General features: G+C 60.7%; 25 protein-coding genes and 1 pseudogene. 11 read left to right on the top strand and 15 right to left on the bottom strand.

The annotated features are described in order from the left end of the window. Positions 1-224 precede the first annotated feature (224 nt). A complete protein-coding gene (locus ABSE61_RS05865) occupies positions 225-479 on the bottom strand; it encodes a hypothetical protein (RefSeq protein ID WP_423870138.1) in 255 nt (84 codons plus the stop codon). A gap of 290 nt (positions 480-769) precedes the next feature. Here ABSE61_RS05865 and ABSE61_RS05860 point away from each other — a divergent pair, with 290 nt between their 5' ends. The 3 genes and pseudogenes from ABSE61_RS05860 to ABSE61_RS05850 all read left to right on the top strand — a co-directional run. Further along, positions 770-1,411: an OmpA family protein gene (locus ABSE61_RS05860; RefSeq protein ID WP_423870137.1), complete on the top strand. Its 642-nt coding sequence runs from the start codon at positions 770-772 to the stop codon at positions 1,409-1,411. Positions 1,412-1,457: 46 nt separating this feature from the next. Then, positions 1,458-1,766: a hypothetical protein gene (locus ABSE61_RS05855; RefSeq protein ID WP_423870136.1), complete on the top strand. Its 309-nt coding sequence runs from the start codon at positions 1,458-1,460 to the stop codon at positions 1,764-1,766. A gap of 7 nt (positions 1,767-1,773) precedes the next feature. After that, positions 1,774-2,019: pseudogene (locus tag ABSE61_RS05850) on the top strand (FecR domain-containing protein); the annotation flags it as partial. Here ABSE61_RS05850 and ABSE61_RS05845 read toward each other — a convergent pair. Beyond that, a complete protein-coding gene (locus ABSE61_RS05845; protein WP_423870135.1) occupies positions 1,977-2,162 on the bottom strand; it encodes a hypothetical protein in 186 nt (61 codons plus the stop codon). The pseudogene ABSE61_RS05850 and the gene ABSE61_RS05845 overlap by 43 nt on opposite strands. A 158-nt stretch (positions 2,163-2,320) precedes the next feature. Between ABSE61_RS05845 and ABSE61_RS05840 the strand changes: the two genes are divergently transcribed. Then, positions 2,321-3,352, top strand: coding sequence for a hypothetical protein (locus tag ABSE61_RS05840; RefSeq protein ID WP_423870134.1), 1,032 nt, complete (start codon positions 2,321-2,323; stop codon positions 3,350-3,352). Positions 3,353-3,379: 27 nt separating this feature from the next. On the opposite strand, the gene ABSE61_RS05835 is transcribed toward ABSE61_RS05840, so the two are convergent. The 3 genes from ABSE61_RS05835 to ABSE61_RS05825 all read right to left on the bottom strand — a co-directional run bounded on the left by ABSE61_RS05835 (position 3,380) and on the right by ABSE61_RS05825 (position 5,868). Further along, positions 3,380-3,868, bottom strand: a complete 489-nt coding sequence (locus tag ABSE61_RS05835; RefSeq protein ID WP_423870133.1) for a VOC family protein — start codon at positions 3,866-3,868, stop codon at positions 3,380-3,382. 187 nt (positions 3,869-4,055) lie between these two features. After that, positions 4,056-5,096, bottom strand: a complete 1,041-nt coding sequence (locus tag ABSE61_RS05830) for an alpha/beta hydrolase (protein WP_423870132.1) — start codon at positions 5,094-5,096, stop codon at positions 4,056-4,058. A gap of 256 nt (positions 5,097-5,352) precedes the next feature. Then, positions 5,353-5,868, bottom strand: coding sequence for a cupin domain-containing protein (locus tag ABSE61_RS05825; RefSeq protein ID WP_423870131.1), 516 nt, complete (start codon positions 5,866-5,868; stop codon positions 5,353-5,355). A gap of 131 nt (positions 5,869-5,999) precedes the next feature. On the opposite strand from ABSE61_RS05825, the gene ABSE61_RS05820 reads away from it, so the two are divergent. After that, a complete protein-coding gene (locus ABSE61_RS05820) occupies positions 6,000-6,215 on the top strand; it encodes a CsbD family protein (RefSeq protein ID WP_423870130.1) in 216 nt (71 codons plus the stop codon). Between the two features lie 77 nt (positions 6,216-6,292). Here ABSE61_RS05820 and ABSE61_RS05815 read toward each other — a convergent pair whose 3' ends face one another. Together ABSE61_RS05815 and ggt are read right to left on the bottom strand one after the other, a co-directional pair. Further along, positions 6,293-6,757 carry an FKBP-type peptidyl-prolyl cis-trans isomerase gene (locus ABSE61_RS05815; RefSeq protein ID WP_423870129.1) on the bottom strand — a complete coding sequence of 155 codons (465 nt, stop codon included), beginning with the start codon at positions 6,755-6,757 and terminating at the stop codon, positions 6,293-6,295. Between the two features lie 91 nt (positions 6,758-6,848). Then, positions 6,849-8,435, bottom strand: coding sequence for a gamma-glutamyltransferase (gene ggt, locus ABSE61_RS05810; RefSeq protein WP_423870128.1), 1,587 nt, complete (start codon positions 8,433-8,435; stop codon positions 6,849-6,851). A gap of 151 nt (positions 8,436-8,586) precedes the next feature. Here ggt and trhO point away from each other — a divergent pair, with 151 nt between their 5' ends. From trhO to hemE, 3 genes are all read left to right on the top strand, one after another. Further along, positions 8,587-9,339: an oxygen-dependent tRNA uridine(34) hydroxylase TrhO gene (gene trhO, locus ABSE61_RS05805; RefSeq protein ID WP_423870161.1), complete on the top strand. Its 753-nt coding sequence runs from the start codon at positions 8,587-8,589 to the stop codon at positions 9,337-9,339. Continuing rightward, the gene (locus tag ABSE61_RS05800; RefSeq protein WP_423870127.1) at positions 9,332-9,547 is read left to right on the top strand and encodes a SlyX family protein; all 216 of its coding nucleotides are present in this window, start codon (positions 9,332-9,334) and stop codon (positions 9,545-9,547) included. The genes trhO and ABSE61_RS05800 overlap by 8 nt, the downstream gene beginning before the upstream one ends. A gap of 95 nt (positions 9,548-9,642) precedes the next feature. Further along, positions 9,643-10,674, top strand: coding sequence for a uroporphyrinogen decarboxylase (gene hemE, locus ABSE61_RS05795; protein ID WP_423870126.1), 1,032 nt, complete (start codon positions 9,643-9,645; stop codon positions 10,672-10,674). Between the two features lie 77 nt (positions 10,675-10,751). On the opposite strand, the gene hemC is transcribed toward hemE, so the two are convergent. From hemC to ABSE61_RS05755, 8 genes are all read right to left on the bottom strand, one after another. Next, the gene (gene hemC, locus ABSE61_RS05790) at positions 10,752-11,738 is read right to left on the bottom strand and encodes a hydroxymethylbilane synthase (protein ID WP_423870125.1); all 987 of its coding nucleotides are present in this window, start codon (positions 11,736-11,738) and stop codon (positions 10,752-10,754) included. A 128-nt stretch (positions 11,739-11,866) separates the two neighbouring features. Next, positions 11,867-13,492 carry a GMC family oxidoreductase gene (locus ABSE61_RS05785; RefSeq protein WP_423870124.1) on the bottom strand — a complete coding sequence of 542 codons (1,626 nt, stop codon included), beginning with the start codon at positions 13,490-13,492 and terminating at the stop codon, positions 11,867-11,869. A gap of 254 nt (positions 13,493-13,746) precedes the next feature. Then, entirely contained in the window at positions 13,747-14,982 is a 1,236-nt protein-coding gene (locus tag ABSE61_RS05780; protein ID WP_423870123.1) for a Vgb family protein, read from the bottom strand. Positions 14,983-15,154: 172 nt separating this feature from the next. Beyond that, positions 15,155-16,051, bottom strand: a complete 897-nt coding sequence (locus ABSE61_RS05775; protein ID WP_423870122.1) for a polysaccharide deacetylase family protein — start codon at positions 16,049-16,051, stop codon at positions 15,155-15,157. 8 nt (positions 16,052-16,059) lie between these two features. Then, positions 16,060-16,824, bottom strand: coding sequence for an ABC transporter ATP-binding protein (locus tag ABSE61_RS05770; RefSeq protein WP_423870121.1), 765 nt, complete (start codon positions 16,822-16,824; stop codon positions 16,060-16,062). 13 nt (positions 16,825-16,837) lie between these two features. Next, positions 16,838-17,716, bottom strand: coding sequence for an ABC transporter permease (locus ABSE61_RS05765; RefSeq protein ID WP_423870120.1), 879 nt, complete (start codon positions 17,714-17,716; stop codon positions 16,838-16,840). A 53-nt stretch (positions 17,717-17,769) separates the two neighbouring features. Continuing rightward, complete coding sequence (locus tag ABSE61_RS05760) at positions 17,770-18,765, bottom strand: ABC transporter substrate-binding protein (protein WP_423870119.1); 996 nt, start codon at positions 18,763-18,765, stop codon at positions 17,770-17,772. Positions 18,766-18,898: 133 nt separating this feature from the next. Continuing rightward, positions 18,899-20,209 carry an amidase gene (locus tag ABSE61_RS05755; protein ID WP_423870118.1) on the bottom strand — a complete coding sequence of 437 codons (1,311 nt, stop codon included), beginning with the start codon at positions 20,207-20,209 and terminating at the stop codon, positions 18,899-18,901. 150 nt (positions 20,210-20,359) lie between these two features. On the opposite strand from ABSE61_RS05755, the gene ABSE61_RS05750 reads away from it, so the two are divergent. The 3 genes from ABSE61_RS05750 to ABSE61_RS05740 all read left to right on the top strand — a co-directional run bounded on the left by ABSE61_RS05750 (position 20,360) and on the right by ABSE61_RS05740 (position 22,701). Continuing rightward, complete coding sequence (locus ABSE61_RS05750; RefSeq protein WP_423870117.1) at positions 20,360-21,784, top strand: MFS transporter; 1,425 nt, start codon at positions 20,360-20,362, stop codon at positions 21,782-21,784. Positions 21,785-21,908: 124 nt separating this feature from the next. Beyond that, on the top strand, positions 21,909-22,214 hold the full coding sequence (locus tag ABSE61_RS05745; protein WP_423870116.1) for a hypothetical protein: 306 nt from the start codon (positions 21,909-21,911) through the stop codon (positions 22,212-22,214). Positions 22,215-22,377: 163 nt separating this feature from the next. Next, positions 22,378-22,701 carry a hypothetical protein gene (locus tag ABSE61_RS05740; protein ID WP_423870115.1) on the top strand — a complete coding sequence of 108 codons (324 nt, stop codon included), beginning with the start codon at positions 22,378-22,380 and terminating at the stop codon, positions 22,699-22,701. Positions 22,702-22,789: the final 88 nt, after the last annotated feature.

Raw genomic sequence — 22,789 nt, 5'->3', positions numbered from 1 at the left:
TAGTGCTCCGATTCCGAAGTCCGCCTGCTTTCGCGGCACCGTCTTATGCGGACTTCGGAATCAAAGGGGCACTAGCAAACTATGACTTCTAGTGCGGTATAGAATTTGAAGTTCCTAACCGAGATTACCGCGAAACTGATAGGAACTTCAAATTCACCACACCAGCAATTTAACGGGATTCGGGCGCTGCGATAGTCGTCTCAACCCGAAAGGAATCAGACGGCTCAGGGCTTGACGCGGCCGCCGACGCTTCCAGTGGCGATTTCCGCGTCGCACGCCGCCTTGCCGCGCTCCGGGGCCTTGCACCGATAGACGTTGCCGGTGAGGCGATCGATCAGCCACACATTATCCTCAAGCCCGCTTTCCATGCCGATGAAGCGGGTTCCAACCGCCGTGATCAGCGTGGACAGCAAAATGGCCGCGGCAATGATGACCGCGCCGATCAGCACGGAGACCGGGGTTCCCACCTGCCCTGGCATGATTGGACGATACCCTTGGTATTCGTTTGGTTTCTTCTGGGTCGGAAACAGGGACAGTTGACGTTCACTCTCTCGAAATCGTCGCAACCAAACCATCTTTAGAAGCCCATCTAGCCAATTTTTTGTCCGTGCCTCCGCGGCTGCGTGACCACTTTCCAATCCAAACCGACGGCTGAGATCATGATCTCGGGCCTAAGGCCGTCTGTCTGACCTTAAATCATATCATCTCAATCGAACCTTTTCCGCCGTTGGAGCATCAAATCACAAGGAAAATGGCGAGGATCAAAACCATGACCGGCTTTTCCGGAACTTCCCGTATCATCGCGATAACGCTCGCTGCCGCCCTCTCGATGACGGCCGGCATGGCGTCGGCTGCCGACAATACTGTCTCCGCGGACCAGATCGTCAACGCGCTGCAACCGAAAGCGCTGACCCGCAGCCTCTCGGCCGAGCGGCCCGCCGATCCTTCCGTTCAGGCCGGGGAGGACGGCTTCGTCGACAGCGTACGCAACAGGAAAACCCGCTCGCTCTCGCTCGGCGAACGCGAGCAGATCGCGGGACTCGCTGCCGCCAAGCCCAGGATCGATCTCGATATTCAGTTCGAATATAATTCCGCGAGGATCAACCAGGCCTCGCTGCCCGCCGTGCAGGAACTCGGCAAGGCGCTGTCTACCCCTGAACTGAAAGGCTCGACTTTCGTGGTCGCCGGCCATACCGATGCGATCGGCGGCGACGCCTTCAACCAGGATCTTTCCGAACGCCGCGCCGATACGATCAAGCGATATCTCGCCGACAAATACGGCATTGCCGGCGCCGATCTCGTCACCGTCGGCTATGGCAAGAGCAAGCTGAAGGACCCGAGCGCGCCAGCGTCCGCCGTCAACCGCCGGGTTCAGGTCGTCAATCTCAACAGCAAAACCGCCTCGAAGTAAGCGACGTCAAAGCTTTTGCCTGCTCTCCCCAGGCTGGACAATCGCCTTGGGAAGTCCAGATATTTTTTTGGAGCGTGGCTTTGAACGCAATCCGACGCTGACACCACCAACCACCGGGGTCGTGGCACATCGCTTGTGGCAAATATACCACATCGACGGCTGCGTGCGGGACAACGACAGCGGCAGACAAAAATCCATGAATTGGCGCCAGCGTATTTTACTCGTCTTGGTCCTGTTGCCCTTTGCGCGCGTAGCGCTTCATCCGGCCCACGCGCAGACCCGCGTCGGCGAAGCGGTTCTCGTGCAAAACGAGGTTGCCCGTGTTGCCGGCACGCTGAGCATGCAACGTCGGTGACGGCCTGATGCGCGACGAGACCGTGCGTACCGGTCAGGAGAGCGCGGCAAAGCTCGTGATGGCCGACAACACCAATCTGTCGCTTGGTCCTAACGCCTCGATCACGCTCGACCGCACCGTGTTCAACGACGAACACTCCTATCGCGACATCGCCATCAAGCTCGCGACTGGTGCGTTCCGTTTTGTGACGGGAAATTCCGAGAAGGCCGCTTACAAAATCACCACGTCGGTCGCGACCATCGGCGTGCGCGGCACCGTTCTTGATATCCTGTCACAGCGCGGAAAAACCACCGTCGTGCTGCAAGAAGGCGCTTCGCGCGTCTGCGCCATCGGCGGTGCCTGCACCGAGCTGATAAATCCCGGCGACACCGCCATCATCACCTCGACCGGCAGCAAGACCACGATCCGGAAGTCCGGCAACTCGCCCTGGACCTTCGCGGCAAACTGCGCGGCATCGCCCGGGCTTTGCAGCGTGACTCATTACGCGGAGGCCGCCCCCCGCCGCCTGCCGATGACGGCACCGACGATACCGGCGCGCTGTGCGGGCGCTGACGATGGAGAGATTCTTTCGCAAGTTCATCGTCGCGGTCGCACTAGCGTTGCCGTTGCTCGTTTTGCTTCCCTTGACGTTTCCCGCAGCCGCGCAAACCTTCGCGCCGCCTCCAACTCCCACCCCACCCACGACACCGACCGGAGCAGACTCCAGCAGCGCCTCGATCAACGGGCTTGCCAATCAGCGTTTCAATCAGATCATCACCAATCGGGTACTCGCCAACGTGTTGCTCGGCGTCAACGAGCAGATCAATTGCAGCGATTGCGTCAGCGCGTTCGGTTCCGCCGGATCTTTTTCGGCCGGCGTCCATGGCCGCAAGGAGATCACCTCCAACCTGTCGCTTCTGGCAGGCCTCGCCTACACCCAATATGGCGAGAGCGGATACCACGTAACCAGTGCGCCGATCGGCGCCTTCGCGTTGCGTTACGATTTCACCGATTGGGGTTCCTCGCGGCCGTTCTTCGATGTCGGCACCATCCTGACGCCATTCGAGAAAGTGAGTTACGGCCGCAACTACATGACAAATCTCGGCGGCGTCGCGCTGCAAGGCTCGACCAATGCCAGCGAATACGGCGTGTATGGCAGAGCAGGCTGGATCTCCAGGCTGTCCCCGCGCGACGAACTCGCAGCCTCCGTCGAACTCTGGCAGCTGTGGCAACGCGTGAATGGGTACAGCGACCCGAGCGCGGCATTCGATCCGTTCAACGCGAGCATCGCATCAGGCACCGATCGAACCAATCTCGCCAAGGTCGGCGCACAATGGACCCATTTGTTTGGTTCCAGCATCGAAGGCAATCTCAACGGCGGATTCGTGCAGTCGTTTGCGAACCATTCCGGTCTTGTCGCGACGGTAACCGGCGATGGGCTCGTGGTCCCGACGATCGGAAACCAGTACTGGTTCGAATATGGCGGCCGGATCGGATACCGCATCACCGAGGGCTGGCCCGCCGACTTGTTTGTCGACGGCACGCTGGGGCCGCAGCCGGTCGGCAACACCATTCACAGCGGCATCGGGCTGCGCGCGAATTACTGAATCGCGCGCTGCCCCCGCGATCCACGGCTACGCCGCCGATTTACCTTCATAGGCCCGGCGCAATTCAGCGATGTTGAGCTTGGTCATGCCCAGCATCGCCTGCATCGCGCGCTTGGCGCCGGCCGCGTCCGATCCACCCAAAAATTCCGGCAGCACCGACGGCACGATCTGCCACGACACGCCGTAGCGATCCCTGACCCAGCCGCATTGCTGGGTTGAGCCGCCATTGGAAGCCAGTGCATCCCACAGACGATCGACTTCCGCCTGATCGGCGCAGTCGATCTTGAACGAAATCGCCGGCGTATATTCGAAACGCGTCCCGCCATTGAGGGCCATGTACACCTGACCGGCGAGGGTGAACTGGACCACCAGCACCGTGCCGGCCTTCCCGGCCGGGCTGTCGACAGGATTTCGCTGAACCCGGTTGATCTGCGAATCCGGCAACAGCGAAACATAGAATTTCGCGGCTTCTTCGGCTTCGCCGTCGAACCAGAGACAGGGCGAGATTTTGGACATGGTCGGGCTCTCCTTCGTGGGTGACATCGAGCCGAGGACGAACCACAGAGCCTATATCCGACATCAAGAATTTTAAAATTCTCGAAGTACCGGCTGGCCGCTACCTTTCGCCACACAGTTCCCGAACCAAGAAAAATGGCCGGGACAAGCCCGGCCATCAGTCAACCTTGATCAGATCGTCTTGTTGTTATGTCGAGATCGGCGTTGGCATCGTCAGAAACGCCTTGGTCGCATGCCAGAACAGCTGCCGGTTGGTGGCCAGCACGACCGAGTGCGCCACGCCGGGCAGAATGATCAATTGGTGATCGCCGTTGGGCAGTTGACCGAAGAAATCCTGTAGGTCCGCAAGGGTGGAATTTCCGTCATATTGACCGCTGATCACGAGAGTCGGCACCAGAACCTTCTTGGGATCGACCTGCGGCATCTTGGACGTCATGTCGAGGTAGGTGCCGGTCGGAACCTGATCGCCGAACGGCATCTCGGCGTCGGCCAGCGCCTCGACAGCGGCGAGTTCGCTGGTGCCCGGCTTGTCGCGGGTGGCGATCGAGCGGATCATCTCGCGGTCACGCTTGCGCATGTTGTGGGTGCGATAATAGTCGAGCTGCTCGGCACGCTTGACAAGGGTCGGTGCACCATCGCCCTTGTACGTGAAAGCGGCCAGCACAAGACGATCGACGCGGTCGGGTTGGACCTCCGCAAAAGCGCCGGCACGGATCGCGCCAGCGGATTCACCGAGGAAGTGATACTTCTGCCGCCCGGTTTCCTTGGCAAGGACGTCAAGCGCGGCCTTGAGATCTTCGACACCGCTCTTGATGTCGGAATTGCCCGAGGTCCGCCCGGACTTGCCGTAGTTCTCGTGATCCATAGTCCAGCAGTCAAACCCGTAACGGGCGAACTCGTCCATTACGGAATATTCGCCGCCACCTTTGACTTGAATATCGAAGCAGCGTGACGTCACCGACGAGCCGTGCACGAAGAACAGCACCGGCTTGGACGGCTCGCCGGCTTTCGGCGCGCCGACGCGCTTGCGGAACATCCACAAGGGGACGTCGCCCTTCTTCGCCCAATATTCGCTGCTCCAGATTTCGCCGCCTTCGCCGGCAGCACTGGCGCTTTGAGCGGGCAGCGTCGCGGCAAGACCTCCGGCGACGAGTCCGAGGCCGGCGCCCTTCATCAGGGAGCGGCGTCCGAGCGATAGGTTGATGGGCGATTCTTTGGGTTGCGTCACGATTCCCTCTCCGATCACGGGTTTTAGTCTTTTAAGTTTTTGTCTTGCGAAGCTCGATTTACGATTTTCATCTAATGAAATCGCGATATCTCAAATCGTCGCGCAATCTAGCAGACCGCGCGCAGCGCCGGAAGATATTCCGCGCCGTGAAGTCCGCCCGCAGCATCGCATTACGGTAACGAGCCCGTGTCTCAAGTGCTCTGTTTACGCGCGCCGCCTTAAGCACCCTTTAAGTATCTCAGGGATTGCGAGCATCTCAGGGATTGTTTGGGTCGCGGTGCACGGGATCGACCCACAGCACCTTTTCAGGCTTTTCGACCGGTTCGATGTCGAGATTGATGGCGACCGCTTCGCCATCGCTGCGCACCAGCACGCATTCCAGCGGCTGGTCCGGACTGGCGTTGATTTCCTGATGCGGCACATAAGGCGGCACAAAAATGAAATCGCCGGGATTTGCTTCCGCCGTAAATTCCAGATGGTCCCCCCACCGCATCCGCGCCTTGCCTCTGACGACGTAGATGATGCTTTCGAGATGGCCGTGATGATGCGCGCCGGTCTTGGCATCCGGTTTGATCGTAACCGTGCCCGCCCACAATTTCTGGGCGCCGACGCGGGCGAAATTGATCGCAGCCTTGCGGTCCATGCCGGCGGTCGAGGGCACGTTGGGATCGAGCTGGTTACCGGGAATGACCCGGACACCATCATGCTTCCAGCGCCCTTCGCCGTGCTCATGGGAATGATCGGAATGGCTGTGATCGTGCGGATGGCTCATGTCGATAGGTTCCAGTTAAATCTTCTTGAGGACGCTACAAAAAATGGCGCCGACAGGCCAGCCCGCGAGGAACGTTTCAGTGCCCCAAAAATTGGTTCTGCATCAAACCGACCGAACAAGGAGAGCATTTCATGGGTAGCGTCGCAGACAAGGTTAAAGGCAACGCGAACGAAGCGATGGGCAAGGCCAAGCAGGGCGTCGGCGAAGCCGTCGGCTCCGACCGCTTGCAGGGCGAAGGCGCCATTCAGGAAGTCAAAGGCAAGGGCCAGAAGAAGCTTGCCGACGCCAAGGAAGCCACAAAGGACGCCGTGAACAAGGCTGCTGCCGAAGCCAACCGGAAGCTTTGATCCAATCAGAGCGGATAATATCCGAATGCAAAAGGCCGCTCCTTGTGGAGTGGCCTTTTGTTTATTCCGTTGTCAAATCAGCCCTTCACGTTGAGCAATTCGACCTCGAAGATCAGCGTCGCATTCGGCGGGATAACGCCACCGGCACCGCGCGCGCCATAACCAAGCTCGGGCGGAATGATCAGCGTGCGCTTGCCGCCGACCTTCATCGAAGCCACGCCCTCATCCCAACCGGCGATCACCTTGCGTTGTCCGACCGGAAATTCCAGCGGATCATTGCGATCGACGGAAGAGTCGAATTTCTTGCCCTTCTGCCCATCCTGGTAGAGCCAGCCGGTATAGTGCACGACACAAATCTGACCGGGCTTTGGCGTAGCGCCGGTGCCGACCTTGCTGTCGATAATCTGCAATCCTGATGCGGTGGTCATGGCTTTTCCTGCGGTTTGCGCCATCGCCGCGGTCGGCATCGAGACTGCCGACGCGGTCAAGACAGTCAACGCAATGGCAACGGTGGAAAACGTCGTGCGCGAAAAACGTCGCATGGTGACTTACCTTCTTGGATGTGATCGGACTTGAACGATCGGGCGACTGTCTATCCCAACGCTCCCGGCAAGACCAGTGCGGCGCTGATCTTTAATATCCGAGCGCGCAGCCGTCCTTGCGGGGATCGGAGCCGCCGGTCAGCGTCCCCTTCTCCCAATCGATCCAGATCGCCTGACCGCCGCCGAGCGGCGGAACGACCTTGGTGGTCTGGTGTCCAAGCTTCTGCAAGCCTGCGACGATTTCAGCGGGCATGCCGTCTTCGAGCTGATAGACGTTTTCATAATGCAGACCACGCGGCATATCGATCGCCTCCTGCACATCGCATCCATAGTCCAGAATGTTGGTCAGCACATGGGTCTGGCCGACCGGCTGGTACTGACCGCCCATGACGCCGAACGGCATCACGGCGCGGCCGCCCTTGGTTGCGAGCGCCGGGATGATGGTGTGCAACGGACGCTTGCCCGGCGCGATGCAGTTCGGATGGCCGGGCTCGACGCGGAAACCGGCGCCGCGATTTTGAAAGAGAACGCCGGTCTTGTTGGAGACGATGGCGGAAGCCCAGGCATGGGCGACCGAATTGATGAACGAGCAAACGTTGCGATCCTTGTCCACCACGGAGATATAGACCGTCGACGGATTCATCGGCGGCGAAACCTTCGGCAGATCCAGCATCCGGTCCATGCGAATCTTGCCGGCCCATTCGTCGGCGAATTCCTTCGCGAGAATCCCGGCGACATCGACCTTGACGTGGGCGGGATCGCCGATGTTCTGCTCGCGCATCATGTAGGCGACGCGCGCGGCCTCGGCTTCGAGGTGAAACCGTTCGACGCTTAACGGAGCAAATTTTGTCAGATCGAAATGCGACAGGATGTTGAGCATCACCAGCATGGTGATGCCGGGTCCGTTCGGCGGGCACTGCCAGACGTCGAGACCTTTATAGAGGGTGCCGATCGGCACCGTCGTCTCGGTGGTGTGGTTGGCAAAGTCTTCCAGCGTATGCAGGCCGCCGGCGCCCCGCAGGGTCTCCACCATGTCCTCGGCGATCGCGCCCTTGTAAAAAGCATCGGGCCCGCTTTTGGCAATCGCCCGCAACGTCTGACCAAGCTCCGGCTGCTTGATCACGTCGCCGGCCACCGCCGCATTGCCGTGCGGCAACAGGTAGCGCTCGGTGTTGACGCCCTTCTTCAGCTTCTCGAAACCGTTCTTCCAGTCGAAGGCAATGCGGGGTGCTACGACATAACCCTCCTCGGCCGCCTTGATGGCCGGCTGCAACAGGGTGTCGAGGCCAAATTTGCCGTGGTCGCGCAGGATGGTCGCCCACGCATCGATCGAACCGGGAATGGTGACCGAATGCGCTGACGTGAGCGGAATCCCGTGCATGTTGTGTTCGAGATACCACTCCGGCGTCGCCGCTTTCGGCGCACGGCCCGAGCCGTTATAGGCGACGATCTTGCCTTCGCCCTTCGGCTGCATCAGCGCAAAGCAATCGCCGCCGATGCCCGTGGATTGCGGTTCGATCACCGCGAGCAGCGCCGAAGCCGCGGTCGCCGCGTCGGCCGCGGTCCCTCCAGTTCGTAGCACCTCGATGGCTGTCAGCGCCGCCAGCGGGTGGGACGTCGCCACCATGGCGTTTTGGGCATGGACCGTCGACCGGCCGGCGAGATGGAAATTTCTCATGCGAAATGGCTCACTTGTCGCTGTTTTTCCAGATTTGCAGGGCTTGTTGAGGGTTACTTGGCATATTCAATACCACCTGCGCAATGCTTGGATGATGCATAAGTGGAGGGGGCCCCTGCCCTTCAAAGGCGCCTCCTGCTAGATGACCACGATGGCTTACAAGGTCGCCGCTTTTTACCAATTTGCGTCCCTAGCGGACTTTCGCGAACTGCGAGAGCCGCTGCGGAAACTATGCGGTGATCTCAAATTAAAAGGTAGCGTGCTGCTGGCCCATGAGGGGATCAACGGCACATTAGCTGGAAGTCCCGTGGCCATCGACGAATTGGTCGAAGCGCTTCGCCACGGCGAACTCTTTAGTGGCCGCCTCGACCATCTGGAACTTAAATTCTCTTCCGCCACGACCATGCCGTTTGGCCGGCTCAAGATCAGGCTGAAGAAAGAGATTGTCACATTCGGCGACAAGGCTGCCGATCCGACGCTCCAGGTCGGCACCTATGTTGAGCCCGAGGAGTGGAACGGTCTGATTGCCGCCCCTGGCACGGTTGTCATCGACACGCGCAACGCTTTCGAGGTCGCCATCGGCACCTTCGAAGGCGCGATTGATCCCGCCATCGCGAGCTTCGGCCAATTCAAGGAATTCGCCGCACGTCGCCTCGATCCGTCGAGGGATCGTAAAATCGCGATGTTCTGCACCGGTGGCATCCGCTGCGAAAAGGCTTCGAGCTATCTGCTCGCGCAGGGCTTTACCGAGGTCTATCACCTGAAGGGCGGCATCTTGAAATATCTCGAGCAGGTCGCGGAGACCGACAGCCGCTGGCGCGGCGAGTGCTTCGTCTTCGACGAGCGCGTCGCGCTTGGCCACGGTTTGCGTGAGCGGGATGCGGAGCCTGACAGCGATGAGTGATCTCAAGGCGCTCACTGACCGCATCGATACGCTGGAGTCGCGGCTGGCGTTCCAGGATCACACCATCGAGACGCTGAACAAGACCGTCACCGAACAATGGGCGAAGATCGATGCGCTGACGCGGCAGCTTGTTGCGCTCGGCGAGCAGTTGCGGGAGGCCGAAAGCCAGATGCCGGGCCTCGCCAATGAACCGCCGCCGCATTACTGAAAGTGACCGTTTTCCCGGCAAACAAACTTGTTTTTCCGGGCCTTTCTTGGTGTATCAGAAATGATCTTTGTCGGTCACATTATCCCTGAGTGAGCATGACCAAGCCATTCCTCGACGTACTCTCCGGCCGCAAGCAGGCGGTGCCGCCGATCTGGATGATGCGGCAGGCCGGTCGCTATCTGCCGGAATACCGGGAGTTGCGCGTGAAAGCAGGCGGCTTTCTCGATCTGTGCTTCACGCCGGAATACGCCGCTGAAGTCACCCTTCAGCCGATCCGCCGTTTTCACTTCGACGCTGCGATCATCTTCTCCGATATTCTCGTCATTCCCTATGCGCTCGGGCGCTCGGTGCGGTTTGAGGCCGGCGAAGGCCCGCGGCTCGATCCGCTGGATACGCCGGAGAAAATCACAACCCTCGCCTCGCATGCCGATTTCGCCAAACTGGAGCCGGTGTTCGAGGCGCTGCGCCGCGTTCGACGCGAACTCGACGCCAAGACGGCCTTGATCGGTTTCTGTGGCGCGCCGTGGACGGTGGCGACCTATATGGTGGCGGGCCAGGGCACGCCGGACCAGGCGCCGGCGCGGATGCTGGCCTATTCCCATCCCGATGCGTTCGAAAAAATCATCGACGTGCTGGTCAAGAACTCGATCCAGTATCTCGTCGGCCAGCTCAAGGCCGGCGCCGACGTGCTGCAGATTTTCGACACCTGGGCGGGCGTATTGCCGCCGCGCGAGTTTTTACGCTGGTCGATCGAACCGACACGCCGCATCGTCGCGGGCGTTCGCGAACAGGTCCCCGACGCCAAGATCATCGGCTTCCCCAGAGGGGCCGGCGCCTCGTTACCGGACTATGTGGACGCAACCGGCGTCGACGGCGTCAGCATCGACTGGGCGGCCGAACCATCGCTGATCCGCGCTCGCGTGCAGAATCGCGTTGCCGTTCAGGGCAACCTCGATCCGCTTGTCCTGATCGCGGGCGGCGCGGCGCTTGATCGCGCGGTCGACGATGTCCTGGAAAATTACGCCGGCGGACGGCTGATCTTCAATCTCGGCCATGGCATCTTGCCGGAAACCCCGATCGCGCATGTCGAGCAGATGATCAAGCGGGTGCGGAGCTACAAAGCATAGAGATTACAAAGCATGAACCGGAAAAGTGGGAACCGGTTTTTTCCTCGCGACCAACGCGGAACGCGTTTGCGCGGAGATCATGCTTTAATAATAGGTGGACGGCTGCGCTCGATGATCTCGGCCGCGCCCTTTGCCTGCAGTTCGAGCCCGGCAGCACGGCCGAGTTCACGGGGCCGGTCGGCAGGCCCGGAATGCGAAACCTCGATAAAGCGCTGGCCACCCTCGTCCAGCACCGAAGCCGTCAACGACATCTGCGCACCATTGATCGTGGCAAATCCCGCGATCGGGGAATTGCAATGACCGTTGAGAACCCACAGCACCTCGCGTTCGGCATCCGCGCAGCGGCGTGCGGCGAGGTCGTCGATCTTCGCCAGAAGACCTCGCGTTGACCAATCGTCGGCGGCGCATTCCACCGCGACAATCCCCTGCCCCGCCGCGGGCAGCATCTCCGCGACTAAGAATTCATAAGCGATGCGGCTTGCGAGGCCCACCCGTTCAAGCCCCGAGCGCGCCATGATCAGCGCGTCCGCCGGACCGACCGCGCCACCATCGGCGAGCCGCTGTTTTTCGAGGTGGTCGAGCTTGCGCACGCGGGTGTCGGCGGCGCCGCGATAATGGATCACCTCGATCTCGGGAAAGAGCCGGCGCGCATAGGCAGCGCGCCGCACCGCATTGGTGCCGATCTTGAAGCCCTTGCCGCCCGAGCCTTTCAATTCCCCGACCGAGAGCCCCGGCCGCAACACCAGCACATCGCTCGCGGAATCGCGCGACAACGTCGCGCCGATCACCAGTCCCGGCGTGTCCTCGTTGCCCGGCATGTCCTTGAGCGAATGCATCGCCGCGTGCAATTTCCCGGCGCGGACGGCAGCGCGGATTTCGGCAACAAAGGCTCCGCCCTTGCCGCCATGGGGCAAGAGCTTGCCGGTTTGGTCTATATCGCCCGTCGTCTCGAACTTGACGATCTCGACATCGACGTCAGGCGCAACCGCCACAAGACGCCGGGCGATTTCCTCGGTCTGGGCCAGGGCCATGGCGCTCTTGCGCGTACCGATCCGCAATCGCATGAAACTGGTGCTCGCTCTGTCCTGATTCTGCCGATGCAATAGCACCGGCGCAGGGCGCCAAGAATAGAACGCGTAGGCGTCGAATGCAAAAACAGTCTTGGTGTAGAACAGATTTGGCTGGAGAGCGGCTAACCCGCGTCCTGCAGGATCAGGTCGGAGGTTTTCTCCGCGATCATGATGACAGGCGCATTGGTATTGCCCGAGACAAGATCGGGCATCACGGAAGCATCGATCACCCGCAAACCCTCCACCCCACGAACGCGCAGCCGCTGGTCGACGACAGCGAGCGGGTCGTTCCCCATCCGGCAGGTCGAGGTCGGATGATAGATCGTGGTTCCCCGCGCGCGGCAATAGGCCAACAATGCCTCGTCGCTCGTGATCTTGTCGCCGGGATCGATCTCTTCGACGACGTACGGCGCGAGAGCCGGCGCGTGCAAAATCTTGCGCAGGATCTTCAAGCCCTCGACATTGGTCGCGCGGTCCACGTCGCTGGCGAGATAATTGATGCGTATTTCCGGAGCATCGGCCGGATCGGCGCTTTTGATCCGAAGCGACCCGCGGCTCTCGGGCCGCAATTGGCACACCGACGCCGTGAAGCCGGAGAAGGGATGCAGTTTTTCGCCCATCTTGTCGGTTGAGAACGGCAGGAAGTGGACCTGGATATCCGGTGTCGCCAACCGCGGATTGGTCTTGAAGAACGCGCCGGAGGTGCCGGCCGCGATCGTCAGCGGCCCGGTTCGGAACGCGGCATAACGCAAGCCGGTCAAAACCTTGCGGAAGGGATTGTTGACGATGTCGTTGAGCGTGATGGCTTGCGAACAACGCATCACGACACGGACTTGCATATGGTCCTGCAAATCGTTGCCGACGCCCGGCGCATCCAGCACGACCTCGATGCCGTGTTGGCGCAAAAGGTCTGCGGGACCGACGCCCGAGAGCTGCAGCAATTGCGGAGAGTTGAACGCCCCGCCCGAGATCAGAATTTCCTTACGCGCCCGCGCCGTGCGGGGAATACCGGCGGTGCGATAAACCACGCCAGCGGCGCGGCGTCCTTCGAACAGAACTCGCTCGGCGAGCGCCGACGTCTCGACATGCAGGTTGGATCGAGCTTTTGCGGGGCGCAGATAGGCGACCGCCGTGCTCGCCCGCCGCCCGCCTTTGGTCGTGGTCTGGAAAAAGCCGGCACCTTCTTGCGTCGCGCCGTTGAAATCAGAATTTTTGGGGAAGCCGATTTCCGCCGCGGCATCGACAAACGCCGCCGAGAGCGGATCGGCGTGCCGCCAGTCCGAGACCGGCAAGGGACCGCCCACCGCGTGAAATTCGTCGGCGCCGCGCGTCTGGTCCTCAGCCTTCTTGAAATAAGGCAGCACGTCATCGAAGCCCCAGCCCAGATTGCCATGCTGGCGCCAGCGATCGTAATCTTCGTGCTGACCGCGGACATAAAGCAGGCCGTTGATCGAACTCGATCCGCCCAACACCTTGCCGCGCGGCTGAAACACGTTTCGCCCGTTAAGGCCCGGCTCCGGCTCGGTCTGGTACATCCAGTTGACGGCTTTTTCCTTGAACAGCCGGCCATAACCGAGCGGAATGTGAATCCAGAGGTGACTGTCCTCAGGCCCGGCCTCGAGCAGCAGCACCGAGTATTTGCCGTCGGCCGTCAGCCGATTGGCGAGCACACATCCCGCCGATCCCGCGCCGACAATGATGTAATCAAATTCGAATCGATCGGAGCCTGACGCGACCTTTTGGTTCATGTTGTTTCTTCAAGATCGATACAGGGAGAGCAGACGATGGAACCGCACAATAACTTTACGCGATCATCAGTCAATCGAAGGACTGTGATCGGTGTGCTTGAGCGGTGCGAGACTTCGTCACACTGTCGCGACATGGGAACGACGAGAATAACTTCATGGAATCGCCAGTCAATGAAAGAGCCGCCCGATCGATCTCCACGATCGGGCGGCCCATCTCTGAGCAACACGTTTAGATCGCAGCGAGACCGAGTTCACTACTTGATATCAACCATTCCCACCTGATTGACGAGACTGTTGGCCATGACCGGATTGCCGCTGGGCGCGACCACCATATTGCGCACGATATCACCGCCGCCGGGAATCGCCCAGCTTTGGAATTTTTCGGTCGCCGGATCGAAGCGGACGATCGTGTTGGGCTTGGCGTTGGATTCATTGTACCAAACCGCGCCCTTGGTGAAGACCATGCCATAAGGCTCGGACTTCGGACCGCTTGGCGACGGCCACTCCTTGGCCACTCCGGTGGCAAGGTCGAGCATGCCGATATATCCGCGCGCAAAATCGGCGTACCAAACCGCGCCATCAGGTCCAATGGCGAGACGCCGCGGCCGGGTCCCCGCATCGGGCAGCGTGTATTCCTTGATTGCCATCGTATCCGGATCGATCGTGGCAATCTTGTTGGTGCCGAACTCGACGAAGACCGGCACGCCCTTGGCGTTGATCTGGATTCCGTAAGGGCGTGATTTCGGCGTTGGCGACGTCACGAGCTTGATCGCTCCGGTAGCCGGATCAAGGCGACCCACCATATTGGCCTGCTGCACGGTGAACCACAGAATGCCCTTCTGGTCGAAATTGAGGGTATGCGGATCCTTCGCGTTTGGGTCTGGCAGCCGATATTCGATGACGATACCCGTCTTGGGATCGAGTTTGCCGATCAGCCCGGCAAGATTTCCCGTGAACCAGATGTTGCCGTCCTTATCGTCGACCAGCCCATGCGGACCAGTGAAAGGCGACTTGAGCGTATATTCCCTGATCGTACCGGTCTGTGGGTCTATCCGGCCGAGCTTGTTGGCCAGTTGCGCAGCCCACCAAACCGAACCATCCCGGGCGCCGAGAGGATCGTGTGGACGCGCTCCCTGGGTCGGCACATCCCACATCTTGAAATCGACCTTCACCGGACCATCGATGATGACGGCCTCTGGGCGCTTTCGCTCCGGGAAATTCTTCATGAGATAGTCGGTCATCGCGCCCCATTCCTCGGCGGGTACGGGCGCATCCATATTCTGCATCATGCGCACGACCGTCAGCCAGCCTTCGGGCGTATAGCCGCCGCGAACCCGGTTGATGTCATGGCAACCGTTGCAGGTGTCGACAAACCGTTGCTTGCTTGGCCCTTCCGGCCATTCCTTGGCGGTGTATTGTGCATTCGCAGCTGACGTCCCGAGGACAACCATCGCCGGCAAAAGAACAAGTAGCTTGGCGCGCACTCTCATGTCGTGTTTCCCCATCGCTTGATCTCAGGTCCAGCCTGTCTTGATTTGATTGGCCGCAAGCTAAGCGTTAGGCCATTCGGCCCGTCAAGCATAGACCGCAACAACGGCGCGGCCGCTATCGAACGATCGGCGATCACACACTCGACCGCGTAAAGGCCAGGACGATTTTCCGCTATCCTGACGTGCGCGCCACATTTTTCGCGGGCGCTGCTGCCGCATACCAGTCCGCCAACTCGCTGCCGGTGAAAAAACCGATGTCGGACGAAGCAGTTAGCAGATCGAGCATGCCCTCAAGCTCATGGATACGGTGCGGCACCGCTATCAGATGCGGGTGCAAACCGATGGCCAGAACAATCGCACTGTCGCGGCATTCGGTTTCGAACCGGCGTAGCGTGAATTCAAGACGCCTCGCCATCTCGCCGGTCGCATGCCGCTCGATGGCATAGATGATGGAGTCATTGACCTCCAGGTTGTACGGCATCGCGATTAGCGGACCTTCGGTTGTATTCATCCACGCCGGCCGGTCATCGACCACCCAATCGCAGACATAATCGATCCCCTTGCGCTTGAGGATGTCCGGCGTGTCGACGGTTTCGCGCAATCCCGGCGATAGCCAGCCACGCGGGCGTCGCCCGGTAAAACTTTCGATCTTGTCGAGGCTCGCACCGATCACCACCGCTTCACCGCCCTCGACGTGATTGATGGCTTTCTGATGCATGCCGTGGCCGATGAATTCCCAACCCGCCTCGCGTATCGCCTGAGCTGCTTGCGGATAGGCGTCGATGACGCCGGCATTGAAACTCGTGGAAGCCGGCAAGGACCGCGAAGCGAATGCCCTCAGAATGCGGGGAAGCCCGGCGCGCATGCCGTAGTCGGCCCAGGAAAAATTCGGCACATCCGGCACGGTTTCGCGGCCATGCGGCGGCGTGACGATCGTGCGCGGCATCGGCTGGTCGAATTGCCAGTTCTCGACGTTGACGACGAGATGCACCAGGATTCGTTTTCCCTTGAGCGGCGGCAACGGCGCGCGGGCCGACGAGAGCAGATAAGGAATCCGCGGATTTGTCATTGAAGACCTTAGACGTGAACGGCGCTGACCTTCATGTCGGACATGATGCGCGACTTGTAGGCCATGAACTCCGCGCTGGTGAGGCTGGCAATGGAGCGCGGACGCGGCAGCGTGATCGGAATGGTACGGATGATCCGTCCGGGCCGGGCTGACATCACGCAAATCCGGTCCGATAATAAAATTGCTTCGTCGATGTCGTGGGTGACGAACAACACCGTGGTGCCGAGCGATTGCCAGACATCGAGCAGCAATTGCTGCATCGACAGACGCGTCTGCGCATCGAGCGCGCCGAACGGCTCATCCATCAGTAGCGCCTTCGGCGACATCGCCAGCACCCGGGCGATGCCGACCCGCTGGCGCATGCCGCCGGATAATTGCACCGGCAAGGCGTCGGCAAACGATTCAAGGCCGACCAGCTTCAACAGATTTTGCGCCTTCTTTTCATATTCAGAACGCGAGACGCCCTGAACCTGCGGCCCGAAAATCACGTTTTGCCAGACGGTGAGCCAGGGAAAGAGGGCGGCTTCCTGAAACACCACACCGCGGTCCGGGCCCGGTCGCGTGACCGTCTTGCCGTCGAACAATAAAGTACCTTCGGTCTTCTTCTCGAAGCCCGCCAACAGATTGAGCAGCGTCGATTTCCCGCAGCCCGAGGGGCCCAGAAGTGCCACGAACTCGCCCTCGCCGATGGCAAGATTGATCCCGTCGAGCGCCCGCACTTCGGCCTGGCCCGAGAAGGTCTTTGATACGTTTTCGAAAGCGATGGTGCCCATCGTCATCTCACCATCACGACTGGAACGACTGCAGCCGCCGCCACGCCAGGACCCATCGTTCAATCCAGAGAATGACGCGATCGCTGATCAGGCCGAGCAGGCCGATGGTCGCCATGTCCGCGATGACCACATCCATTCGCCCGACGTAATAGGCGTCCCATAGCACATAGCCGAGACCGGATTTGACCGCGACCATTTCAGCGACGATCACAGCGGTCCAGGCGATGCCTAGCCCGATCCGAAGCCCGGTGAAGATCGACGGGAGCGACGCCGGCAACACCACCCGCCGCAGGATCGTCCATCGCCCCGCGCCCATCATCATCGCGGCACGAACCAGATTGCGCTCGATGTCGCGGGCGCCTTGCGCGGTATTGACCACGATCGGATAAAACGCGCCGAGCGCAATCAGGAACACCGCGCCCATATCGCGGATGCCGAACACCGCGATCGAGAACGGCAGCCACGCCGTGATCGGGATCGGCCGCAGCAGTTGCACGGTGGGATCGAGCGCGCCCGAAGCCGTTCGGTTCCATCCGATCGCCAACCCGACCGGCACGGCAACGACAATCGCGACAAGAAATCCCTTGCCAACGCGTTCGGCGGAAAACAGCAGATTGGCAAGCCAGGTGCCGCTATAGGGGTTGAGGCTGAAACCGCTCGCACCGAACGCCCATACTTTCCACGCCTGCCACACTTTATCAGGCGTCGGCAGCACGCCGCCGAACAGCGAACCGCCATGGCCCGCCCACTGCCAGAGCGCAATCACCACCACGGGAAGAACGATCGCGAGCAGGATTCGCCGAAAGCTTCGACGCGCGGCAGGCGACAGCGCCAGCCACGCCGAAGCGGACGATGCCGGCCTTGAAGCGAGTGGTCCCGTAGAGATCGACATCTTTAGGAAAATCCTCGCGAAGCAGCGCTGTGGTTCACCGCTCGCTTGACCCGCTACTTGCCCAACGCCTTGTCGACGAACGAACCGTCCCAATGCGCATCGATCTCTTCGGACACATCCTTCTGGATCACACCGAGATCGGCAAAGCCCTTGGCCTGACGTTTGATCTGATCGGGCGAGATCACCTCACCAAGCTTGATGATCTTCGCGGCCTGCGCTGCGACCTCGGGCGCCATGCCGGTCAATTGCGCGTAGGCACCGGCAAAAGCCGCGGGCGATTTGCCGAGTTCCTCTTCCTTCGCTAGGTAGACCCAGACAAAACGTTCCAGCGCAGCGCGCTTGCCGTCGATTGCCTGCTTGGTTGTCATGAACATGCCGAGCTCGGCGCCGACAGCTTTGGACGAGCCATATTCGAGCCCTTTGGCGAAGAACCCGTAACCGTCCATGACGGGGATGGATTCGAACGGCTCCCAGGTGACGAGGCCGTCGACCTCGCCTTTCTTCAAGGCCTGATCGAAATTAGCGCCACCGCCCTGAATGTTCACGGCCTCAAAACTGTTATAGGGAACGCCATTTTCGACCAGCGTCGCGGCGAACTGAAACCAGACCGCCGAACCCGGCGCGATCGCGATCTTCTTGCCCTTCAGATCGCTCCAGCTCTCGAACTTCACGCCGTTACGGCCGATGACATATTTGGGCGACGAGCCGACGCCCATCAGCCCGACGACATTGGTCGAGCCTTGCGCCAGCGAGATCGCAAGATCGGCCGGCCCGACAGAAGCTACATCGAGCGAGCCTGCCAAAAGCGCGGTGCGCGCATCGGCATAACGGACAAATTCAACCAGCTTGAGATTGACGCCGAGCTTTTTCAGTTCGTCGGCGACCAAAATGATCGGAGCCAGATGGCCGACCTTCACATAGCCAACCGTCAGTTCGACCGGCTGCGCCAGCGGCGCCGGTTCCGGCCCAATCGCGTGGGCCGGCAGCGGCAACCATCCAATCGCCGTGACAGCGAACAAAAGCCTAGCAACCTGCCTCAATATCCGCACGATCTGCCTCCGTTTCGTTCAGCCGCCGTTTCGATCGGTCAATGGCCGCGACGTCATGAGCCCGCATAAGCAAAGACTGCACCATATCGCGCCCTGCTCTGCAACTTGGCACCGGTAGAAAGCGTCCCGTTAATCATGGCTCGTCGGCAATCTCGGAGGCGATCGCCAGCGGCACGCGGCCGTGCCAATCGGTGCGTTCCTGCAACCGGACCGCGATCTGAAGCAAGGTAGCCTCGCTGCCCGGCCGCCCGATCAGTTGCAGGCCGACCGGCATTCCCCTGTCGTCGAAACCCGCTGGCACAGCGAGCGCAGGCAGACCAAGATAATTGACGAAACGGGTGAAGCGGCTCATCGCGTAAAGCACCCGTGGATTGAACTGCGCAGAAGCTGGATCGACCTCCTTTACTTGCGGCGTCTTGATCGGCATTACCGGAAGAATGGCGGCACCGGCCCCACCAAGACACGACAAGATAAATTGATCTCGAAGCTGACCGCGTGCGGCTATCGCCACTGCAAGTTCTTCGTCGGTAATCAAAAGCCCCTTCGCAATCCGCTTGCGCAACATCGCATCGATTGAGGGATCATCGACACGTGCACGGTGTTCGCGGGCGGCCTCCGCCAACAGGACAGTGAGAGCATGCAGATCGGCCTCTTCCGAAAACCCGCTGATCTCCGCGATCCTCATGCCGCTGTCGACCAGCACGGCCACTGCCCCACGGCAGACGCGAGCGATCTCAGCGTCGCTGGCTTCGAACGCATCCTGCAACACGACCGCTCGCGGAAGCTTTTCCGATGCAGCGAGTGGCTCGCCGCAAATCGAGGGCCACAGCAAAGCAAGATCGGCGGCACTTCGCGCAAAAGCGCCAAAGGTGTCGAGACTTGGCGCGAGCGCCATGGCGCCGTCCAACGGAATCTTGCCATAACCCGGCTTGAGCGCGGTGATGCCGCAGCAATGCGCCGGGATTCGCACGGAACCACCGGTATCGGAGCCGAGCGCGGCAAAACAGCAGCCGGACGCCACGAGAATCGCGGAGCCGGTCGACGACCCGCCGGGGACGCAATCGAACGACCACGGATTGAGCGCGCCACGCCGCGCGATACCGGACGGCTCATAGGCGAGTTCCGTCATGGTCGCCGTGCCGATCAAACTGGCACCTGCCCGATCGAGACGATCGATCACCGAAGCGCGTCGCAGCGCCGGCGCTTGCGGCGTTGAACAGCCCCATGACGGTTCGCTGCGCCCGGTTGCGAACATATCCTTGGCAACATAAGGCAGGCCGGAGAGCGGCCCCTCATGAGGCGCCTCGGCGTGATAGATATGTTCGACCGCGTGCAGCTTTCGCCCCAAATGGGCAAGGCGCCGGCGGCATTGCTCGAGCGCCGCTGTCCGACCCAGTTCCGAAAGCGAACACCAATCCGGAAACCGGGCCGTCGCTGTGCTCATCGGTGCCTCGGCCATTGTTGTTTATCTTGATTGTTTATGTTGCGTGGCTGCTCGGAACGCCGGACATTTGCAAGCGTCAGAGTTTGATACCCTGGCACGCCTCACATTCGATAACAGTTTTGCATTCGATAGCATGAGATCGGTCGGCACGTGAAGTCAGGCGAAATAGATCATCATCCAGACGGGTTGCCGCAGCCGGAGCGCGGCTGGGCGATCCTGACGATTGCGATCGGCCTCATCATATCGGTGATGGACGGCGCGATCGCCAACGTGGCGCTGCCCACTATCGCGCGCGATCTTCAGGCGAGCCCGGCTTTCTCGATCTGGATCGTCAACGGCTATCAACTGGCGATTACGATCTCGCTGCTGCCGCTGGCTTCGCTCGGCGAGATCGCTGGTTACCGCCGCGTCTATATTGCGGGGCTGTTGCTGTTCACCATCGCGTCGCTGTTTTGCGTGCTTGCGAACACGCTGACGCTGTTGACGATCGCCCGCATCCTTCAGGGCTTCGGCGCCGCTGGGATCATGAGCGTCAACATGGCGCTGGTCCGGCATATCTATCCGCGCGCGCAACTGGGACGCGGGATCGGCATCAACGCCATGGTGGTCGCGGTCTCGGCTGCGGTCGGCCCTACGATTGCCGCAGGCATTCTCGCGGTCGGACCCTGGCCTTATCTGTTTGCGATCAACATTCCGCTCGGGCTCGGCGCGCTGGCACTCGGCATCAAATACCTGCCTTACACCAAACCCGCAGGCCACGATTTCGACTGGAAGAGCGCGGCACTCAGCGCGATCGCCTTTGGTCTTGGGCTCGCCGGGATCGACAGCATCGGCCACGACGAAGGTGCCGCGATTGCGCTCGCCGAATTTGGCGCAGCCGCCGTCGCAGGCTCCCTTTTGGTGCGCGCGCAGGCGCAGGTGACCTCGCCGTTGCTGCCGCTCGATCTGCTGCGCATTCCGATTTTCGCACTGTCGATTGCGACCTCGATTGCCTCCTTCTGCGCGCAGATGCTGGCCTTTGTCGCGCTGCCCTTCTATCTCGAAAGCCGGTTTGGATATTCGGACGTCGAGATCGGTCTTTTGATCACGCCCTGGCCGATCGCGGTTGGCTTTGCGGCGCCTTTCGCCGGAAGACTGGTCGAGCGCTATCCGGCGGGGCTTCTCGGCGGAATCGGGCTTTTGCTGTTCGCACTCGGCCTTGGCGCGCTTGCATGGTTGCCGCCGCATCCCTCGCTCGTCGACGTGGCATGGCGGATGGCGCTGGCCGGGGCGGGATTTGGCCTGTTCCAAACGCCGAACAACCGCACCATGATCGCAGCAGCCCCGCGCGAGCGCAGTGGCGGGGCCAGCGGCATGCTTGGGACCGCGCGCCTGTTGGGACAGACCGTTGGTGCTGCACTGGTGTCGCTGTTGATCGGCCGCTTCGCGCTGGACGGCAGCCGGATCGCTTTGCTGGTCGGGGTCGGCTTCGCGGTCACGGGTGCAACCTTAAGCGCACTCAGATTGTCGGAGGTCGGCGCGAGGGGCGCCGAACGTGTCCGGGTCGCCGAAGACCAGCGCTTGAAGGGGGAATAGCCCGTCCGCCCAGTCTCCGTCAGCCTGTATAAATTTGTAAACCAGTCTCAAATTTTGTTGCGCTGGTGCCTTGGCGCTGCTATACACGATCGCTTTCTTCGCGCTTCGAGAAGGAGAAAGCACCATGGGCAAGCTCCACGACTGGCTGTCCCACCAGCATCCGGGTCTGAAAACATTCAAGGCCTTCCGGCACACGATGCTCGAGCGCGTCGCGACCGAGACGCCCCATCGCGCGCTGTACCGCCTGCTCGCCGGACTGACCGACGAGTATATCGCCCGCTACGACGGCGAGGCCGTTCCGGTCGATGTCGCCGAGCAGACCTACCGGCATCTGCTTGAGGTCGTTGCCACAGCGGAAGGCGCACTGACGGCGTCGCCGCAACAGCAGATTCAGATCTTGAATGAACTGGCTGCCGCCAAGCTCGTGTGACGCTTTAAAGATATATGCCGGACTCGGGGATCAAGGGGTTTGCACCTTGATGTCAGCTGCGCGGCCGGCACTTCGCCTTCTCAAGAAACTCCCGGAAAAGCTTGCTTTGAAAGGGTTTTTGCGTTATCAATGGTTGTTTCTTTCGTATCGATGAGGAAACAAAATGGTTGAGTTGCATCGCTGGCTTTCGCATCAGCATTCGGGTCTTCGGACCTACGTCGCCCTTCAGAAAATGACGGATGAACTGGCAGAGACCGATTCGGCGCACCGCGCGGTCTACAGACTGTTGTCGTCGATCCTCGATCCCTTCATTGCCTCGTTTGACGAGGAGCCACTCCCCGCAAGTCTTGCAGAGACCACCTTCCACCGATTGCTCGCGGTCATGCGCGACGCCGACAGCGCGATCGCTCTCGCCCCGGACCAGCAGATCGACGCACTGAACAGGATGGCGGCGGTCGACCTGATCCGACCAGCAGTTTCGCCCTGACCACTTTTCGTTGATGCCGCCAAGGGAGTCCAATTAGGGCTTCCCTGACGGTCGAAAATCATGTATCGCTCGTCTCAAATATGAGACA

It is taken from the genome of Bradyrhizobium sp., assembly GCF_049519115.1.
Taxonomy (GTDB): domain Bacteria; phylum Pseudomonadota; class Alphaproteobacteria; order Rhizobiales; family Xanthobacteraceae; genus Bradyrhizobium.
This window is presented reverse-complemented; position numbering and strand designations above follow the sequence as displayed.

What these genes read in the sequence shown, in the direction of transcription:
- ABSE61_RS05865 (WP_423870138.1), bottom strand. Translation starts at nt 479, where the DNA reads ATGCCAGGGCAGGTGGGAACCCCGGTCTCCGTGCTGATCGGCGCGGTC.
- ABSE61_RS05860 (WP_423870137.1), top strand. Translation starts at nt 770, where the DNA reads ATGACCGGCTTTTCCGGAACTTCCCGTATCATCGCGATAACGCTCGCT.
- ABSE61_RS05840 (WP_423870134.1), top strand. Translation starts at nt 2,321, where the DNA reads ATGGAGAGATTCTTTCGCAAGTTCATCGTCGCGGTCGCACTAGCGTTG.
- ABSE61_RS05835 (WP_423870133.1), bottom strand. Translation starts at nt 3,868, where the DNA reads ATGTCCAAAATCTCGCCCTGTCTCTGGTTCGACGGCGAAGCCGAAGAA.
- ABSE61_RS05825 (WP_423870131.1), bottom strand. Translation starts at nt 5,868, where the DNA reads ATGAGCCATCCGCACGATCACAGCCATTCCGATCATTCCCATGAGCAC.
- ABSE61_RS05820 (WP_423870130.1), top strand. Translation starts at nt 6,000, where the DNA reads ATGGGTAGCGTCGCAGACAAGGTTAAAGGCAACGCGAACGAAGCGATG.
- ABSE61_RS05815 (WP_423870129.1), bottom strand. Translation starts at nt 6,757, where the DNA reads ATGCGACGTTTTTCGCGCACGACGTTTTCCACCGTTGCCATTGCGTTG.
- ggt (WP_423870128.1), bottom strand. Translation starts at nt 8,435, where the DNA reads ATGAGAAATTTCCATCTCGCCGGCCGGTCGACGGTCCATGCCCAAAAC.
- trhO (WP_423870161.1), top strand. Translation starts at nt 8,587, where the DNA reads ATGGCTTACAAGGTCGCCGCTTTTTACCAATTTGCGTCCCTAGCGGAC.
- ABSE61_RS05800 (WP_423870127.1), top strand. Translation starts at nt 9,332, where the DNA reads ATGAGTGATCTCAAGGCGCTCACTGACCGCATCGATACGCTGGAGTCG.
- hemE (WP_423870126.1), top strand. Translation starts at nt 9,643, where the DNA reads ATGACCAAGCCATTCCTCGACGTACTCTCCGGCCGCAAGCAGGCGGTG.
- hemC (WP_423870125.1), bottom strand. Translation starts at nt 11,738, where the DNA reads ATGCGATTGCGGATCGGTACGCGCAAGAGCGCCATGGCCCTGGCCCAG.
- ABSE61_RS05785 (WP_423870124.1), bottom strand. Translation starts at nt 13,492, where the DNA reads ATGAACCAAAAGGTCGCGTCAGGCTCCGATCGATTCGAATTTGATTAC.
- ABSE61_RS05780 (WP_423870123.1), bottom strand. Translation starts at nt 14,982, where the DNA reads ATGAGAGTGCGCGCCAAGCTACTTGTTCTTTTGCCGGCGATGGTTGTC.
- ABSE61_RS05775 (WP_423870122.1), bottom strand. Translation starts at nt 16,051, where the DNA reads ATGACAAATCCGCGGATTCCTTATCTGCTCTCGTCGGCCCGCGCGCCG.
- ABSE61_RS05770 (WP_423870121.1), bottom strand. Translation starts at nt 16,824, where the DNA reads ATGGGCACCATCGCTTTCGAAAACGTATCAAAGACCTTCTCGGGCCAG.
- ABSE61_RS05765 (WP_423870120.1), bottom strand. Translation starts at nt 17,716, where the DNA reads ATGTCGATCTCTACGGGACCACTCGCTTCAAGGCCGGCATCGTCCGCT.
- ABSE61_RS05755 (WP_423870118.1), bottom strand. Translation starts at nt 20,209, where the DNA reads ATGAGCACAGCGACGGCCCGGTTTCCGGATTGGTGTTCGCTTTCGGAA.
- ABSE61_RS05745 (WP_423870116.1), top strand. Translation starts at nt 21,909, where the DNA reads ATGGGCAAGCTCCACGACTGGCTGTCCCACCAGCATCCGGGTCTGAAA.
- ABSE61_RS05740 (WP_423870115.1), top strand. Translation starts at nt 22,378, where the DNA reads ATGGTTGAGTTGCATCGCTGGCTTTCGCATCAGCATTCGGGTCTTCGG.